This is a genomic window from Planococcus sp. BI3 (assembly GCF_056680115.1).
In genome coordinates, this window is record NZ_CM155266.1 from 2926130 (window position 1) to 2942551 (window position 16422).

The window sequence follows — 16422 nt, forward strand, 5'->3', positions numbered from 1 at the left end:
TTACGCCATTACGCTTTCTTTGATCAGCTTCTGGATTTTCTCAGCTTCTGCGCCTTTGTCATCTTTGCTTGTGATGCCGCCGCCGACAATGATCAAGTCAGGTTGTGCTTTGATGACTTCCGGCAATGTTTCCAGTTTGATGCCGCCAGCTACAGCTGTGCGTGCGTTTTTCACGACGCTTTTGATTGTGCGAAGGTCTTCGAATGAATCTTTGCCTTCTGCCTGCAAGTCGTATCCAGTGTGGACACAGATATAATCTGCTCCAAGCAGGTCAAGCTCTGCAGCGCGTGTCTTGATGTCTTTTACGGCAATCATATCCACCAGGATTTTCTTGCCTTGTTTTTTGGCTTCTTCTACTGCGCCTTTAATTGAAGAATCTTCTGCTTGTGCAAGGATTGTGACGATGTCCGCACCTGCAGCAATCGCATTCGATACTTCATAAGCTGCAGCGTCCATAATTTTCACGTCTGCAAGAACTTCCAGGTTTGGAAATGCTGCTTTCATTTCTGAAACTGCTTTTAAGCCTTCTTTATTGATTACGGGAGTTCCGATTTCAACGATATCGATAAACGCCTCTACTTCTTTAACCAGTTGGATTGCTTGTGGAATGTCCACTAAGTCTAAAGCTAATTGTAATTTCATGTATGTGTATCTCCTCGGTTTCTTATTTTCTGTCTCGCTCAGTGTAAGGCCTACTGTTGATTTTGTGAAGTACGCACTTTAATCGCACATACTGACAAAAAGTATACCATCAGTGCTCATAGGGATTAGCAGGAGTATCAAGTTTTAAAACTATGGAAGGGAGATGACTTTGTTATTTATATCACTTGCCGAGACAAGGGGCAAACCATTAGAGAATCTGAACAGCTTTTATGAGTGGAATTCGACAGTATAGTATTTGTGACTATGTGTTTTCAAACTGCGTACTTTCATTAAGTGATACAAGTCATTATAATGAAAGCTGTTGCTTATGATCAGGTGTGTTTGAAAACCATGATCGATAGAGCGGGAGGGTTTTGAATATGGTCACCAAGAGTCTGACAGAAGAATTTAATTTTATAGATGAACCGGTTGAAATCCAAAAAGGATGGGTAATGCAAGATATGACTTTTGTGTTATTTGGAGCAACAGGAGATTTAGCTCAGCGAAAACTGTTTCCTGCGCTTTATAATTTATATCTGGACGAGAAATTGCCGGAAACGGTCTCGATCATCGGGTTGGGAAGAAAGAGTTATTCAGATGAAGCGTTTCAATCGAAAGTCGAAAAAGCGCTCCATGCATATTCCAGAAGATCGGTACAACCGGATTCTTTGCAGGAGTTCTTAAAAAAATTCCGCTATGGCATATTTGATGCAACTGAACGGGATTCATATCATCAATTGAACGAGCTTGTTGAGGAAAGGGAAAACGAACTTGGCATTCCACAAAATCGGCTGTTTTATCTGTCTGTGGCACCGAGTCTGATCGATGTGATCACTTCGAGCCTTTATACAAGTGGAGTAACGCAAAGCAAGGGATGGAATCGGCTTATTGTCGAAAAGCCATTTGGACAGAATCTGGAAACGGCAAGAACATTAAATCAGAATTTGAGAAAAGTGTTCAATGAAAATGAAATCTACCGAATTGACCACTATCTTGGCAAGCCCATGGTCCAGAATCTAAGAACCTTGGTTTTAGCGAATCCGGTGTTGGGATCGCTGCTGAATCATGATGGAATTTCAAATGTCCAAATTACAGCAAGCGAAACGGTAGGGGTGGAAAACCGTGCTGATTATTATGATCATGCAGGAGCTGTACGCGATATGGTCCAGAACCACCTTTTGCAGCTGGTGATGATGACGGCCATCCACTTGCCAGATGGCCTCATGGGAAATGAGAGCCGCATTAAAAAGACCGAAATCATGGAATCTCTTCAGCCGATTCTGAAAGAAAATGCATACCGGAACATTGTCCGGGGCCAATACGAGCCTGGAGAAATTGACGGTGCAGCTGTTGCCGGCTATAGAGAAGAGCCGGGAGTCGGCGAACTCTCAAAGAACGACACTTATTTTGCAGCACGAATCGATATCGATCATCCATCGTGGAAAGGGATTCCTTTTTATATACGCACAGGCAAGCGAATGAAGGCAAAGTCGACACAAATCGTCATCGAGTTTGAGAACAAGGCGATGGATTCACTCGAACTGCAAGGAGCCTCTCCCAATTTGGTGATGCTTGAAATCAGTCCAAATGACAGCATTTCGCTGCGGATAAACTTAAAAGATGCTTCCAGTAATCAGTTCAAACCTGTTTGGACCAATTTGTCCACCAACTCAGAACACCAGCCGGAAGCCTATGAGCTGCTGCTATATGACGCATTGCGCGGCAATTCAACTTTTTTTGCTGACTGGCAAGAAGTGGAACTGTCATGGGAATGGATTCAGCCGGTACTGGAAGCGTTCCAAGAAGACCTGCTGCCTTTGCATTTCTATCCCGCAGGTTCAAGAGGCCCGAAAGTTGCGGATGAGTTATTGCTGGCCGACCAACACAAGTGGTGGTAACAATTCACCTGGAAAAGGTGTTGTATAGCTGAATGCTGAAAGAATATTCGGACATTTCGTTTGAAACTGAGAGATTTTTCCCTTATGATAAAAGGGCATCAAGGAGTGAAAGTTCACAGAGCTAAGGCATGATCACAAATTGAGGAGGAAATTATCCATGACGAAAATCGGTATTATCACAGGAAGCACACGCCCGGGGCGCAACAGCCTGCAGGTCGCGGAATGGGTCAAAGGCATTGCGGACAAACGCGGAGATGCGGAATACGAAATCGTGGATCTGAAAGATTACAATTTGCCGATGTACGCAGAGCCGATTTCTGCCGCCTACAGCCAGGATTACCAAACCCCGGAAGCCATTCCGTGGGCTAAAAAAATTGCGGAACTTGATGGCTATGTCTTCATTTGTCCGGAATACAATCGCAGCGTGACCTCAGCATTAAAAAATGCCATCGATTACCTGTATATAGAGTGGAACAATAAGGCAGCTGGCATTGTCAGCTATGGCTCGTCCGGCGGTGTACGGGCAGCTGAAGCTTTACGCATCATCTTAGCGGAGCTGCAAGTGGCTTCCGTCAGAACCCATCCAGCAATGTCGCTGTTTACGGATTTTGTCAATATGAATGAATTCAAGCCGGCAGATGTGCACGGAAAGTCTGTTACGACATTGCTCGATCAGGTCAATGCATGGACCAATGCGTTTGAGCCGCTCCGCAATAAATAAAGAACACAATATAGTGTTATAAACAATAAGAAAGAGAAATCCGAAAGTCCGGACTTCTCTTTCTTATTTTTTTGTGAAAAAAAGAGCTGCAGAAACTCCGGAAAGATTGACAATTGATTTTATGAGGTATATATTTGGTTTGCGCAGTATTCAAATAATCAGATATGCGATAAAATGAAAAGAAGGTCTTTATATGGAGAAGAAGTCACTTTTCACTGGAAGATACGCAGGCTACTCATTCCAAAGCTTCAAAAAAGATCTTTTAGCAGGTGTAGTTGTGGGAGTTATCGCGATTCCATTGGGCATGGCCTTTGCTATCGCTTCAGGAGTGAATCCGGAATACGGAATCTACACAACAATTATTGCAGGTATTCTGATTTCGATATTCGGCGGATCTAAATTTCAGATTGGCGGCCCTACCGGAGCGTTTATCCCGGTTCTGTTTGCTGTCGTCATCGCCTATGGGTATGAAAGTTTGCTGTTGGCAGGATTTATGGCCGGCATCATCCTGTTCTTAATGGGGATCTTTAAGCTGGGCTCGTTGATAAAATATATACCACGGCCAGTCACAATCGGCTTTACATCCGGGATTGCGGTCATTATTTTCATAGGCCAGGTGGCTAACTTCCTGGGATTGACGGGTGTGGAAAAGCACGAATCCTTCCTGGCGAATGTGAAAGAAATCTTCCTCAACATTGGAACGATTAATTTATACAGTATTTTCACTGCTGTCGTCTGTTTGGTTACGGTCATCCTGACTCCTAAGATTTTGCCGAAAGTTCCTGGTCCTTTAATCGGTTTATTGGTTTCCGCTGTAGTTGCGACTGTTTTTTTCCCAGGCCAAGTTGCGACAATCGGTTCAACTTTCGGGGAAATTTCAAATACGCTACCGAAATTCCATTTTCCTGAAGTCACATTCGAACGGATCCAACTGCTGATCGGCCCGGCCTTTGTCATTGCGATGTTGGGTGGGATTGAGTCCCTATTATCCGCTGTAGTTGCGGATGGCATGACCGGCGGCAAAAAGCATAACAGCAACCGGGAGTTGATGGGGCAAGGGGTCGCGAATATGGTTACGCCTTTGTTCGGCGGTATTCCTGCTACCGGCGCTATTGCCAGAACCGCCACCAATATAAAAAATGGCGCCGTTTCTCCTATTTCAGGGATTGTCCATGGTGTGGTTGTTCTTCTGGTGCTGATTCTTTTTGCACCATATGCGTCGACGATTCCATTGGCCAGCATGGCGCCTGTTTTGATGATTGTTGCCTGGAATATGAGTGAAAGACATATATTTGTAAGCTTGCTGAAAACCAAAACAGCAGATTCACTGGTGTTGGTCGCCACTTTTTTATTGACTGTTTTTGTCAGTCTTACAGTCGCTGTAGAAGTCGGTTTGTTATTTGCGGTCCTTTTATTCACCAAACAAATGAGTGAACTGCTTATTACAGCCAAAGTGTTGCCCGACCCGGATCATAAAGATGAAAAAATGGGCGAGCATATGGTGACGGATATCCACGATTGCCCGCAAATCAGTATCTATAATGTGGAAGGGCCCTTGTTCTTTGGTTCAGCTCAGGCGTTTGAGCAATCCATTATGAATACCATCAATTACAAACCGAAAGTGCTGTTATTAAGGATGGGAAAAGTTCCGTTTATGGATACAACAGGTGAATCCTATTTGTCCAGCATCATCAAGGATTTTTCAAAACACGGCATCGTCCTGATTTCGGGCATGAAACCGCATCCGATAAGTGTAATGAAAAAAACAGGGTTGTATGACTATGCTGGAGAAGAGCATTTCTTTGAACATACCGGTGAAGCCATCAACTTTGCCATAAAGCAGCTCGACAAAAATAAATGTTTGGGCTGCGAGCATTTTGCCTTCAAGGAATGTACGGCTCTATCGGCTGGAATCGAATTCCCTCAGATGGAAACAGATAAGGAAGAAAAAGTCTTGAAGCAGCTATAGAGAGGGTGGGGGATATTTTGGATACGGAAATGCAGCAATTCAAGTCTGAATTTTTTAAGGCGCTTGCAAATCCGCTCCGGATTCAGATTCTTGAAATTTTGGCGCAAGGAGATAGAGGCGTCAATGAAATCCAGCAATTAGCTGAAAGTGAAGGATCGAGAGTATCGCAGCAACTGACCGTCTTGAGGTCGAGAAATATGGTCACAAGCATCAAGAATGGGAACCGCGTCATCTATTCCTTGCAGGACCCCCTGATTGTTGAATTATTGGATGTGGCAAGAAAAATCTTCAATAATCAACTATCGGAAAAAATCACGATATTGGACCGGCTCAATTACACGGATAAAACAGAATAAAAGAAATCAGGCGGGAATGGCCGTTTGTTTCAAGGGAAATGGGGAGATTGTTGCCCATTTCCTTTTTTTTTATTGCCGTCCTGATGCAATAATCGGGGATTTGTGGAAGCCGTGAGCGTGAATGTAGATGCATCTTCCATGGAGAAAAAGATAATTCGGTTCCAATGGTTGACGCCGGAAAATGCCCGTGTTATGATTATCTCGAATTAAAGATAAATTAATTCAAGGTAAATGAGGTGAATCAAATGCATATGCCGAATCTCAACTTGAAAGCATTAACTGTTCTGGTGCGGGCAACCGACGCTCTTCACGCATTGATCAAAAAAGATGTTGCGCAGTACGGGCTGAACCCGACCGAATTTTCGGTGCTGGAATTGCTGTACCACCGAGGACAGCAGCCGATTCAGCTGATCGGCAAAAAAGTGTTGATTGCAAGCAGCAGCATCACCTACGTCGTCGATAAGCTGGAGGCTAAAAATTATGTCATCCGCAAAGCGTGTCCGGAAGATCGGCGCGTGACCTTTGCAGAACTGACGGCTGGCGGCCGGCAATTGATGGATGAGATTTTTCCGAAGCATGAACAGGTGATCAATCAGGCGTTCCAGGGAATGGACCAGCAGGAAATGGAAGAAATGATCCGAACCGTCAAGAAAATTGGCTATCAATCACAAGATATTTAAATTTTTTTAATCCTATATCTCGAAATCGAGATAATAATCATACCTACTACTATTTGAGGAGAGATACTATGAATGAATTAAAAGGAATGCACCACGTAACGGCCATCACCAGCAGCGCCGAAAAAAACTATGAATTTTTCACTTATGTGCTGGGCATGCGCCTGGTCAAGAAAACCGTGAACCAGGATGACATCCAGACCTATCATCTGTTCTTCGCCGATGATAAAGGATCGGCCGGAACCGATATGACGTTCTTCGATTTTCCTGGCATCCCGAAAGGCACTCACGGCACCAACGAAATCTACAAGACTGCGTTCCGTGTACCGACGGATGAGGCGTTGAGCTACTGGATCAAACGTTTTGATAAATACGAAGTCAAACATAAAGGCATCCAGGATGTTTTCGGCAAGAAAACCTTGTCGTTCGTCGATTTCGATGACCAGCAGTACATGTTGGTATCGGATGAACACAATGAAGGAGTGGCAGCCGGCACACCATGGCAGAATGGACCGGTGCCATTGGAATTCGCCATCACAGGACTTGGGCCGATCCACATCCGTATCGCGGAATTCGATTCGTTCAAAGAAGTATTGGAAAAAGCCATGCTGATGCGCCAAGTCGCAAAAGAAGGTTCCTTCTACTTGTTCGAAGTAGGCGAAGGCGGAAATGGCGCACAAGTGATCGTCGAGCACAATAAACTATTGCCGTCGGGACGCCAGGGCTTCGGCACTGTCCACCACGCTGCATTCCGCGTGGAAGATACAAGTGTCCTGAAAGAATGGATCGACCGCATGCAAAACCTTGGATTTGGTACATCCGGCTACGTCGACCGTTTCTTCTTCGAGTCGCTTTATGTCCGGGTTGGACAAGGCATCCTGTTTGAATGGGCCACGGATGGACCGGGCTTCATGGGCGATGAGCCTTACGAAACCTTAGGGGAAAACTTATCCTTGCCGCCATTCCTGGAGCCGAAACGCGACCAGATTGAAAACCTGGTACGGCCGATCGATACCGTCCGCAGCACACGCACCATCGAAAAAGAATATCTGTAAGCAGGGGGAAATAATATGAGCATTTTCAGTAGATTATTCGGAACATCGCAAGAAAACCAACCAGAGGAGGAAACACCAATGACAAAATTGAACATCGGCATCATCTTAGGATCAACACGCGAAGGGCGCTTAAGCCCACAGGTAGGAAACTGGGTCAAAGATTTGGCAGACAAACGCGGAGACGCGAACTATACAATCATCGACATTGCGGACTATAAATTGCCATTGCTTGGGGAAACTGGCGGAGACGCTTCAGGCGCAGGTGCCTGGTCCGAAGCAGTCGCGAAACAGGACGGTTTCGTCTTTATCGCACAGGAATACAACCACTCGATCACAGGGTCATTGAAAAATGCACTTGATTACCTGCGCGTCGAATGGAACAACAAAGCGGCAGGGATCGTCTCTTACGGTTCCGTCGGCGGTGCACGTGCAGCAGAACATTTGCGCGGTATCCTGGGCGAATTGTCTGTAGCAGACGTCCGCGTCCACCCGGCGTTGTCGCTGTTCACGGACTTCGAAAACGGAGCGGAATTGAAAGCAGCACCGGTCCAGGCAGATTCAGTGAACCAGATGCTGGATCAGGTCATCCCGTGGTCAACGGCATTGAAAACAATCCGCTAATCCGAATATCAATCCAATAACAGAATGTGCAGGAACATCCGCACATTCTGTTTTTTTAGCTACAATGTAGATGTAGAGGGAATGGATAAGGTAAGTAAGCTATAACAAGTTAAACTAATGGTTTATCTTAACCTATATTCCGCAAAACAGCTCCGAAGACATTAGCCGTAGCTTGCGAGGAAAATGTCTTTGCGACGTAGTGCGCAGCACGAAGGAGCACGATTTTTAAAGCTAGGCTATGGATAGGGATAGAGTCTTCGCTGTTTTGCTCCATATCTATGAGAACTCTCCAGCGCCGGTACGGCTTAGGAGCAGGCGAACGCCGAATGGAGCAATAAGATAAGTGTTCTACTCGGCTTTCTTGCAGGAGCTGTGTCAATGCGACCGAAGCGAATAATGAAAGCAAGCTTTTAATTCAACATAATCCATCAGAAAAGGAGCAGGTAAAGATGATTCTAATTGATCCGGAACAAAACGGGGAACGCGACAACTATAAGCTGTTGATCGGCTCGATCATCCCACGTCCCATCGCATTCGTCACGACGCAATCAGAGCCGGGCGTGGTGAACGGTGCGCCGTTCAGCTATTTCAACATCGTCTCCTCCAACCCGCCGATGGTCTCGCTGTCGATTCAACGGCCGGCGGGTGGGCGAAAAGATACGGCACGCAATATTTATGCGAATGGAGAATTTGTGGTGCATATTGTGGACCGCGACAATGTCGGGAAAATCAATGAAACCGCGGCTTCCTTGCCGCCGTCGGAAAGTGAAGTGGACATGGCGGGCCTGACCCAGGTGCCAAGTGCAGTGGTTTCGGTTCCGGGCGTCCAGGAATCGAAAATCCGAATGGAATGCCGGTTGGTGGAATCCGTGCAGCTGGGCGGCGACGGCCCCGGCAGTGATTTGTTCATCGGCAAAATTGTCCAGTTCCATGTGGATGAGGCCATTTACGAAAACGGCCGCATCGACCCAAGAGGCCTGGGTGCAGTCAGCCGGCTGGCCGGGACCAACTATGCTGCCATCGGAGAGATTTTTTCGCTGGAACGACCGAAATAAAAGGAGGAAAGACGCTGTCTGACAAGCGCCTTTCCTCCTTTTGTCTATAGATTTACAGAAGATCCGCTAAACCAATTTCAGCGAAGTTGGCCTATTCACGAGAAGCTCTGAAAATTTCTCGGCTGACAGCGGTTTGCTGAAAAGGTAGCCCTGGATCTCATCACAGTCCAGCCGTTTCAGCCATTCCAGCTGCTCCTCGGTTTCCACGCCTTCTGCGATAACCGACATATCCAGGCGATGGGCGATGAAAATCATGGCTTCGACCAGTGATTTATCATAGAAATTGGTGGCCATGTCCTGTACAAATGGCTGGGCGATTTTCAGGTTGTTGAGCGGAAACCGTTTCAGGTAGCTCAGCGAAGAATAACCGGTGCCGAAATCATCGATGGCAATCCGTACACCCAACTCCCTTAATGCCTGCATCCGGGAGATGGCTTTTTCTGCGTTGCCAACCGCGACGCTTTCCGTAATTTCCAGCTCGAGAGAAGACGCTGGAAAACCGGACTTCTCCAGCGCCTGACGCACCGTGTCCATCAAGTCATCATGCAGAAATTGAAGAGGAGATAAGTTGACAGCCAGTTTCAACTCGGGATAGCCCTGGTCATGCCATTTCTTCGCCTGCTCGCAGGCCGTAGAAAGCACCCATTCACCGATGGGCAGGATCAAACGGGTTTCCTCTGCCAGGGGGATGAACTCACCCGGAGAAATGATGCGGCCGTCTGCTGTCTGCCAGCGGATCAAAGCTTCCATACCGGTGATTTCACCTGTTTCGGTATGGATCTGCGGCTGGTAATGCAGGATGAATTCTTTATTGGTTAGAGCGCGGCGCAAATCGTTTTCCAGTGCAATTTTTCGTGCAGCGGTAAAGACCATATCGTCTGAAAAGAACTGGTAGTTGTTTTTGCCTTTTTCCTTGGCACTGTACATGGCATTGTCAGCGTGCTTCAGCAATTTATCCGTCGTCTCCCCGTCTTTGGGATAGATTGCGATGCCGATGCTCATCGAGATATGCAGCTGCTGTCCCTTGATGGTCAGCGGCTCTGCAAGGGACGCCTGCAGCCTGTGGATCATTGGTGCAATATCTTGTTCCGCATGAATATTGTTTAAAATCAACGTGAATTCATCGCCGCCCTGTCGGGAAATGATGTCATTGGAGCGCAGGTTTTCTTTGATTTTTTGTGAAAATCCCTGCAGCAATAAATCCCCGAACTCATGGCCGAAAGAGTCATTGACGTTTTTAAAGCGGTCCAGATCGATGAAGACGACCGCGAGTTTCTGTGAACTGTTTTTGGCATCCGTTATCGCGGATTCCAGTTTTTTCAGAAACAGCCTTCTGTTTGGCAAGCCGCTCAACACATCGTGATAGGCCATATGTTTCATCTGTTGGACGGCTTTTTCCAGCTGTTCGTTTTTGGAGGTGACTTCCACTGTTCGCTGTTCAATTTTATGCTCGAGTACGGAAGTCAGCTGATGGTATCTGAACAACAGTTTCTGGTTGTCCCGCAGGGTGAAGATCTGCCTCGTAATGATTAAAATGACCGATGCGCCCGCTCCGGCAATCAAGGCATTCATATCGCCTTTCTGCTCAAAAATCATGACGATGAACAACACCACCATGCAGAGATAAGGCATCATCAGGCGCAGGGAGATCCGGCAATCGGCGGATGAAGGAGCAGCTATTGAAATTGTTTGGCCTTTTGTTTCAAGTGCATACAAACCGGCAAGCGCCATCAGCAGCAGACTGAGAGACCACAGAGGGTCATAAAACATTCCGACACTATAGCTGTTTGCAATGGTTGAATAGAGATAAAGAGTGTCCGCAAAGACCTGGATGATTAAACCGGCAGCGATCAAAGTCACCACGCGCCGCTGAAAAAAGTCGGCCGAACCAATGTAGAAGCTGATCACGCCAAACAGCAGCAACAAATCCCCGAAAGGATAACCAATTGAGACGGCAATCAGAACCGGGGAAACAGGCTCTCCTGAGATTAGATGTTGAATCAGAAAATGCCAACTGAGCGCCGTAAACACCGCGATGATGATCGCCATGTCAAAAAGAAACTTAATCTGATAGGAGTTATCCTTTTTTTTCCAGATGTGGTACGCAAATGCCGCTAAATAGAAAAAGATTTGGAGAAAATAAAAAAGGTCCGGCCATCCGGGGTAGCTGACTCCTATACGGGAGATGCTGTGGCTGTATAGCCAGATGCTTTCAGCGATGGTATAGCTGAAACATCCCAATGAAGCCAGCAGCCAGAAATAACGGTCTGAGTTATGGGACTTCAGATAGACGATAAAAAGCATGATACTGGCAATAAGGGGAGCCAGCCAGGAAATGAGGTTGATGCCCGGAACATATATACTGTTACTGCTGCCAATGAAAAAAATCCAGGCATAGTAGAAGACGATATGAAAAAAGATATAAACTGCAAACAGTTTTTTTGCATGGGAAAGCATGATAGTTTTCACCTCAGTCAAAATAAAAAAATACATAAAAAATTCCGAATCTAAAGATTTTGTTGATATTTGATTTCATTATAGAGAACTTTAGGGATAAAAGAAACAAGCATATTACAGATAATAACAATTAAGTGAAAATGTATTAACTTATGTTCACAAAAGAGAATCCACTGGATAGGCCGAAATAAAAAAATAACAAGACAAAAAGAAGGAAAGGCGCTTGTCAGACAGCGTCTTTCCTTCTTTTTGACTCCAAATTTGCTAAACCAATTTCAGCGAAGAGGGTCCATTCACTAGAAGCTCTGAAAACTTTTCGGCTGTCAGCGGTTTGCTGAAAAGGTAGCCCTGGATTTCATCACAGTCCAGCCGTTTCAGCAAGTCCAGCTGTTCTTCAGTTTCCACGCCTTCTGCGATGACCAGCATATCCAGGCTATGGGCGATGAAAATCATGGCTTTGACCAGTGATTTGTCGTGAGAATTGGTGGCCATGTCCTGAACGAACGGCTGGGCGATCTTCAGGTTGTTGAGCGGAAACCGTTTTAGGTAGCTCAGCGAGGAATAACCGGTGCCGAAATCATCGATGGCAATCCGCACACCCAACTCTCTTAATGCCTGCATCCGGGAAATTGCCTTTTCCGCATCATCGACAGCGACGCTTTCCGTGATCTCCAGTTCCAACGAGGACGCGGAAAAGCCTGTCTTTTCCAGCGCCTGCCGGACCGTACCCATCAAGTCATCATGCAGAAACTGAAGAGGGGACAAGTTGACAGCCAGTTTCAACTCGGGATAGCCCGAGTCATGCCATTTCTTTGCCTGCTCGCAGGCTGTAGAAAGCACCCATTCACCGATGGGCAGAATCAAACGGGTCTCTTCCGCCAGGGGAATGAATTCTCCCGGAGAAATGATGCGGCCGTCTGCTGTCTGCCAGCGGATCAAGGCTTCCATGCCGATGACTTCGCCTGTTGCGGTCCGAATCTGCGGCTGGTAATGCAGGATGAATTCTCCGTTGGCAATGGCATGTCGCATATCGTTTTCCAGTGCTATTTTTCGGGAAGCGGTGAAAGCCATGTCATCTGAAAAGAACTGGTAGTTGTTTTTGCCTTTTTCCTTGGCACTGTACATGGCACTGTCGGCATGCTTCAGCAATTCATCTGTCGTCTCTCCGTCTTTGGGATAGACCGCGATGCCGATGCTCATGGAGATATGCAGCTGCTGTCCATTGATGGTCAGCGGCTCTGCGAGGGACGCCTGCAGCCTGTGAATCATCGGCGCAATATCTTTTTCGGCATAAATATTGTTCAGGATCAGGGTGAATTCATCGCCGCCCTGTCGGGAAATGATGTCATTGCAGCGCAGGTTTTCTTTGATTTTTTGTGAAAATCCCTGCAGCAATAAATCCCCGAATTCATGGCCGAATGTATCGTTAATATTTTTGAAACGGTCCAGATCGATGAAGACGACAGCGAGTTTCTGTGAACTGTTTTTGGCATCGGTTATCGCAGATTCCAGTTTTTCCAGAAACAGCCTTCTGTTTGGCAAGCCGCTCAACACATCGTGGTAGGCCATGTGCTTCATTTGATGGATGGCCTCTTCCAGCTGTTCGTTCTTGGAAGTGACTTCCACTGTTCGCTGTTTGATTTTTTGCTCAAGTGCAGAAGTCAGCTGGTGGTATCTGAACAACAGTTTCCGGTTGTCCCGCAGCGTGAAGACCTGCCTCCTGATAGTCAAAATAACCGATGCGCCGGCTCCGGCAATCAATCCGTTCATGTCGCTTTTCTGCTCGGCAACCATGATGGCAAACAGCAGCACCAGGCTGAAATAAGGAAGCAGCATGCGCATGGAAATCCGTCCGTCAGCGGGTTCATAAGTTGGGATTGGAACTTTTTCCCCTTCCGTTTCAAGGGCATGCAAACCGGCAAGCGCCATCAGCAGAAGAGCGAGGGACCATAGCGGATCATAAAGCGTTCCTGCAGCGTAGCTGTCGGCAATCTTTGAGTAGAGGTAGAGAGTATCCGCAAAGACTTGGACAATCAAACTCGCAATGATCAAAGCCAGCACGCGGCGGGGGAAAAAGTGGGCCGAGCCGATGTAGAAGCTGACAGCACCGAACAGCAGCAATAGATCCCCCACCGGATAACCGATTGATAACGCAAATGGCAGGGGAGATGCAGAATCCGATAACAGCAGCGGCTGAATCAGGAAATGCCAGCTGAGCGCCGTAAATACAACGACGATGATGGCCATATCAAAAAGAAACTTGATTTGATAGGAGTTTTCTTTTTCCTGCCAGAGCTGATAAGCGAATGCCGATAAATAAAGTGCGATATGAAGGATATAAAACAGATCCGACCACTGGGGGTAGTTGACTTCCGAAAGGGCGATGTTGTGGCTGTACAGCCAAATGCCTTTGGCAACGGCATTACTGAAGCACCCCAGTGAAACCAGCAGCCAGAAATAGCCTTTGCCCAGCGATTTCAAATAGACGATGAAAAGAACAGTTCCAGCGACCAGCGGAGCCAGCAATGAAATCAGGTTGATGCCCAGCGAATGGCTGCTGTCACCGAGGAGAATCCAGGCATAGTAGATGGTTATATGAAAAACGATATAACAGGAAAATAACTTTTGGGTAGTGGAAAAAGTGATGCTTTTCACCTCATTTGGAATAGCGGAATTGTCTTAATAAATCTGAATTTATAGAATTCTGTGTCAATTAGGTTTATTATAGAGAATCCAGCTCGAGAAAGAAACAGTATATTGAAGATAATAATAATTTCGTGCAAATTATTCATTGTTATTTATAAAGGAAAAGCCAAATATCCTACTTTTTGAGAGGGTTTCTTGCCTTCTGACAGTCCATCAAGTTTGTAACTGCCGCCGAAAAGCAGGATACTGGGACTGTATGAAATAATTGTACGATAGATGGGAGCATCAGCTTTTCAGGGCCGGCTAAAGCCGAGGTGTCCAGCACCCATGAAAGAGGAGGATATTCATGTCGATTTATTCGTTCCAAACAAAATTATCAACTGGTGAAGAAATACATTTCGAAAAATACCAGGGCGATGTGCTGCTGATTGTGAATACAGCCAGTAAATGCGGATTGACCCCTCAATACGAAGAATTGGAAGAGCTGTACAAAACCCATAAAGAAAAAGGGTTTGAAATCATCGGCTTCCCGTGTGACCAGTTTGGCGGACAGGAGCCGGGGACAGATGAAGAGATTTCAGAATTCTGCTCGATCAACTACGGTGTAAGCTTTCCGCTTGCCCAAAAAACCGAAGTGAATGGTGAAGGCGCTCATGCCCTTTATCAGTATTTACGCGGACAGGCTCCTGCCGATGAGGATTTTGACGAGGCAGGCAAGTTGCAGAGAGAAGACCGGGATATGCTGGAGAGCTCCGATATCCACTGGAACTTTACGAAATTCCTGATTGACCGCAAAGGAAATGTGGTTCATCGTTTTGCGCCGGCTGTGAAACCGAAGGCGATGGAGCAGATCATTGAGCAGTTAGCAGAGGCCTCTAAATAAGATAGAAGTGAAAAAGCACAGCAGGAACGGTTGGTATCACCGGTCCTGCTGTGCTTTTTGATTTAGTGTACATAGACCAATCTACAGAATGGCATACAAAGCGGCGATGGCCGCATAGCAGACTGCCCAGGTCAGCAAGGCGAACTTGAAGTTCATCTTAAAGGCGATATAGACCGATGACTTTCTGCTGATGGCCGCCAGCATCAGGTTCAGTCCGGAAAACGGCGAAACCAGGATGGCGAGCATCCAACTGGCCAACAAGCCGAGGCCCAAATACAGATGGTCGTCCGCAAACAGGGGAGAATTGCTTAACGTGATGGCCAGGATGGCGGCGGTGATGATCGGATGCACGCCGATACAGGACGGGATGGCCATCAGCAGCGCCATCACCGGGATGAGCAACAGGACATGGGTGATGTTCAAGGTCTCCAGAAGAAAACGGATCCAGTCAGCGGCACCGTTGTTCAAGAGCGCGGCACCAAAAGCGCCGGCAATGATGAAAATCGATAATTCATTTCCCATATAAACGATCTTTCCGCTGGCATAGCCCTGGAGGTTTTCAAAAAGCTCCCGAAGCGTGCCGATCAACAATGACCATACGGCAGAGACAACAATCGCGGTCAACGGGACGATCGCCAGCACCGACAGGCCGGTAAGGCGTTCGATGATCAGGATGGCAGCGGTGATGGCCAGCAGGATCAGGGCGAGTTCAAGCACTTTCCGTTTGGCGGCGCTAAGTGTCACAGTGCTCTGCACATGAGCGGATTCGGGGATGGGGCGGCTGATTTTCCGTTCCTGAAGAAAACCGATGGCCATCATGACCCCAGTGACAGCGAGGCCGACCGGGAAGAGCTGCAGCCAGCTGACATCAAAATAGGAAAGCACCAATGCCATGGAAATGAAATACGGCGACCACATGAACGCCATCACAAATCCGCGGCTCAGCGCTTTCAGGCGGACTTCATCGAATGGCTTGAACGATGCAGTGTCTGTCAGGTCATTGAGGATCGGCAGGGTTCCAATATTCATGACGGCGCCGACGCTGCCGGCAGCCACTGTCGTGAACAGGTAAAGCTGGTGCGTTTTCTTGATGGAATAGGCAAAAATGACTTCTATGTACTTAAGATATTGTCCCTGTTGAATCGGAATCGCCAGCAAGGGCACAAAAATGAAAATCGCCAGAAGGTTGGCATTGGTCTGAAGCGCAAGGAAAAATGCCGTCACGCCTTCCGCGCTGGGATCCAATAGCAACCCGGCAGCAAACAGCACCGAAATCAGGATTTTCGGTGTCCGGGCAAGGTAAGGGAAATAGGAAACAAGCACGGCCAGCGCGAACAGGCTGATCAGAAAAGATGCATATGGAATAGGGATAAAAAAAGACAGCAGATAGATTCCACCCATGAGCAGGGTGCTGAGGGGCCGAATGACCGGTTTCATATAGA

Annotated in this window: 13 protein-coding genes; 9 read left to right on the plus strand and 4 right to left on the minus strand. The window is 47.0% G+C overall.

Annotated elements, in window-relative coordinates; translation table 11 throughout:
• Complete coding sequence (gene hxlA, locus AC1MEO_RS14715) at positions 1–642, minus strand: 3-hexulose-6-phosphate synthase (protein ID WP_480331625.1); 642 nt, start codon at positions 640–642, stop codon at positions 1–3.
• A 380-nt stretch (positions 643–1022) separates the two neighbouring features.
• Here hxlA and zwf point away from each other — a divergent pair, with 380 nt between their 5' ends.
• From zwf to AC1MEO_RS14755, 8 genes are all read left to right on the plus strand, one after another.
• Positions 1023–2540 carry a glucose-6-phosphate dehydrogenase gene (gene zwf / locus AC1MEO_RS14720; protein ID WP_480331627.1) on the plus strand — a complete coding sequence of 506 codons (1518 nt, stop codon included), beginning with the start codon at positions 1023–1025 and terminating at the stop codon, positions 2538–2540.
• A 157-nt stretch (positions 2541–2697) separates the two neighbouring features.
• The gene (locus AC1MEO_RS14725; protein WP_480331628.1) at positions 2698–3261 is read left to right on the plus strand and encodes an NADPH-dependent FMN reductase; all 564 of its coding nucleotides are present in this window, start codon (positions 2698–2700) and stop codon (positions 3259–3261) included.
• Between the two features lie 193 nt (positions 3262–3454).
• Positions 3455–5230 (plus strand): SulP family inorganic anion transporter, encoded by a 1776-nt coding sequence (locus AC1MEO_RS14730; protein ID WP_480331629.1) that lies wholly within the window; start codon positions 3455–3457, stop codon positions 5228–5230.
• A gap of 17 nt (positions 5231–5247) precedes the next feature.
• On the plus strand, positions 5248–5586 hold the full coding sequence (locus AC1MEO_RS14735; RefSeq protein ID WP_480331631.1) for an ArsR/SmtB family transcription factor: 339 nt from the start codon (positions 5248–5250) through the stop codon (positions 5584–5586).
• Positions 5587–5831: 245 nt separating this feature from the next.
• Positions 5832–6266 carry a MarR family winged helix-turn-helix transcriptional regulator gene (locus AC1MEO_RS14740; RefSeq protein ID WP_480331633.1) on the plus strand — a complete coding sequence of 145 codons (435 nt, stop codon included), beginning with the start codon at positions 5832–5834 and terminating at the stop codon, positions 6264–6266.
• A gap of 68 nt (positions 6267–6334) precedes the next feature.
• Positions 6335–7318 carry a ring-cleaving dioxygenase gene (locus tag AC1MEO_RS14745; RefSeq protein WP_480331635.1) on the plus strand — a complete coding sequence of 328 codons (984 nt, stop codon included), beginning with the start codon at positions 6335–6337 and terminating at the stop codon, positions 7316–7318.
• Between the two features lie 15 nt (positions 7319–7333).
• Positions 7334–7939, plus strand: a complete 606-nt coding sequence (locus AC1MEO_RS14750) for an NADPH-dependent FMN reductase (RefSeq protein WP_480331637.1) — start codon at positions 7334–7336, stop codon at positions 7937–7939.
• Positions 7940–8388: 449 nt separating this feature from the next.
• Entirely contained in the window at positions 8389–8994 is a 606-nt protein-coding gene (locus AC1MEO_RS14755; RefSeq protein ID WP_480331638.1) for a flavin reductase family protein, read from the plus strand.
• A gap of 66 nt (positions 8995–9060) precedes the next feature.
• Here AC1MEO_RS14755 and AC1MEO_RS14760 read toward each other — a convergent pair whose 3' ends face one another.
• A complete protein-coding gene (locus AC1MEO_RS14760; protein WP_480331639.1) occupies positions 9061–11451 on the minus strand; it encodes a putative bifunctional diguanylate cyclase/phosphodiesterase in 2391 nt (796 codons plus the stop codon).
• 264 nt (positions 11452–11715) lie between these two features.
• Positions 11716–14106 carry a putative bifunctional diguanylate cyclase/phosphodiesterase gene (locus tag AC1MEO_RS14765; protein ID WP_480331640.1) on the minus strand — a complete coding sequence of 797 codons (2391 nt, stop codon included), beginning with the start codon at positions 14104–14106 and terminating at the stop codon, positions 11716–11718.
• 337 nt (positions 14107–14443) lie between these two features.
• On the opposite strand from AC1MEO_RS14765, the gene AC1MEO_RS14770 reads away from it, so the two are divergent.
• Positions 14444–14980, plus strand: coding sequence for a glutathione peroxidase (locus AC1MEO_RS14770; RefSeq protein ID WP_480331641.1), 537 nt, complete (start codon positions 14444–14446; stop codon positions 14978–14980).
• An 81-nt stretch (positions 14981–15061) separates the two neighbouring features.
• Here AC1MEO_RS14770 and AC1MEO_RS14775 read toward each other — a convergent pair whose 3' ends face one another.
• Complete coding sequence (locus AC1MEO_RS14775; RefSeq protein ID WP_480331642.1) at positions 15062–16417, minus strand: hypothetical protein; 1356 nt, start codon at positions 16415–16417, stop codon at positions 15062–15064.
• Positions 16418–16422 lie beyond the last annotated feature (5 nt).

Coding starts and splice junctions, on each gene's coding strand:
- AC1MEO_RS14755 (WP_480331638.1), top strand. CDS start 8,389: ATGATTCTAATTGATCCGGAACAAAACGGGGAACGCGACAACTATAAG.
- hxlA (WP_480331625.1), bottom strand. CDS start 642: ATGAAATTACAATTAGCTTTAGACTTAGTGGACATTCCACAAGCAATC.
- AC1MEO_RS14730 (WP_480331629.1), top strand. CDS start 3,455: ATGGAGAAGAAGTCACTTTTCACTGGAAGATACGCAGGCTACTCATTC.
- AC1MEO_RS14745 (WP_480331635.1), top strand. CDS start 6,335: ATGAATGAATTAAAAGGAATGCACCACGTAACGGCCATCACCAGCAGC.
- AC1MEO_RS14775 (WP_480331642.1), bottom strand. CDS start 16,417: ATGAAACCGGTCATTCGGCCCCTCAGCACCCTGCTCATGGGTGGAATC.
- AC1MEO_RS14760 (WP_480331639.1), bottom strand. CDS start 11,451: ATGCTTTCCCATGCAAAAAAACTGTTTGCAGTTTATATCTTTTTTCAT.
- AC1MEO_RS14725 (WP_480331628.1), top strand. CDS start 2,698: ATGACGAAAATCGGTATTATCACAGGAAGCACACGCCCGGGGCGCAAC.
- AC1MEO_RS14750 (WP_480331637.1), top strand. CDS start 7,334: ATGAGCATTTTCAGTAGATTATTCGGAACATCGCAAGAAAACCAACCA.
- AC1MEO_RS14740 (WP_480331633.1), top strand. CDS start 5,832: ATGCATATGCCGAATCTCAACTTGAAAGCATTAACTGTTCTGGTGCGG.
- zwf (WP_480331627.1), top strand. CDS start 1,023: ATGGTCACCAAGAGTCTGACAGAAGAATTTAATTTTATAGATGAACCG.
- AC1MEO_RS14770 (WP_480331641.1), top strand. CDS start 14,444: ATGTCGATTTATTCGTTCCAAACAAAATTATCAACTGGTGAAGAAATA.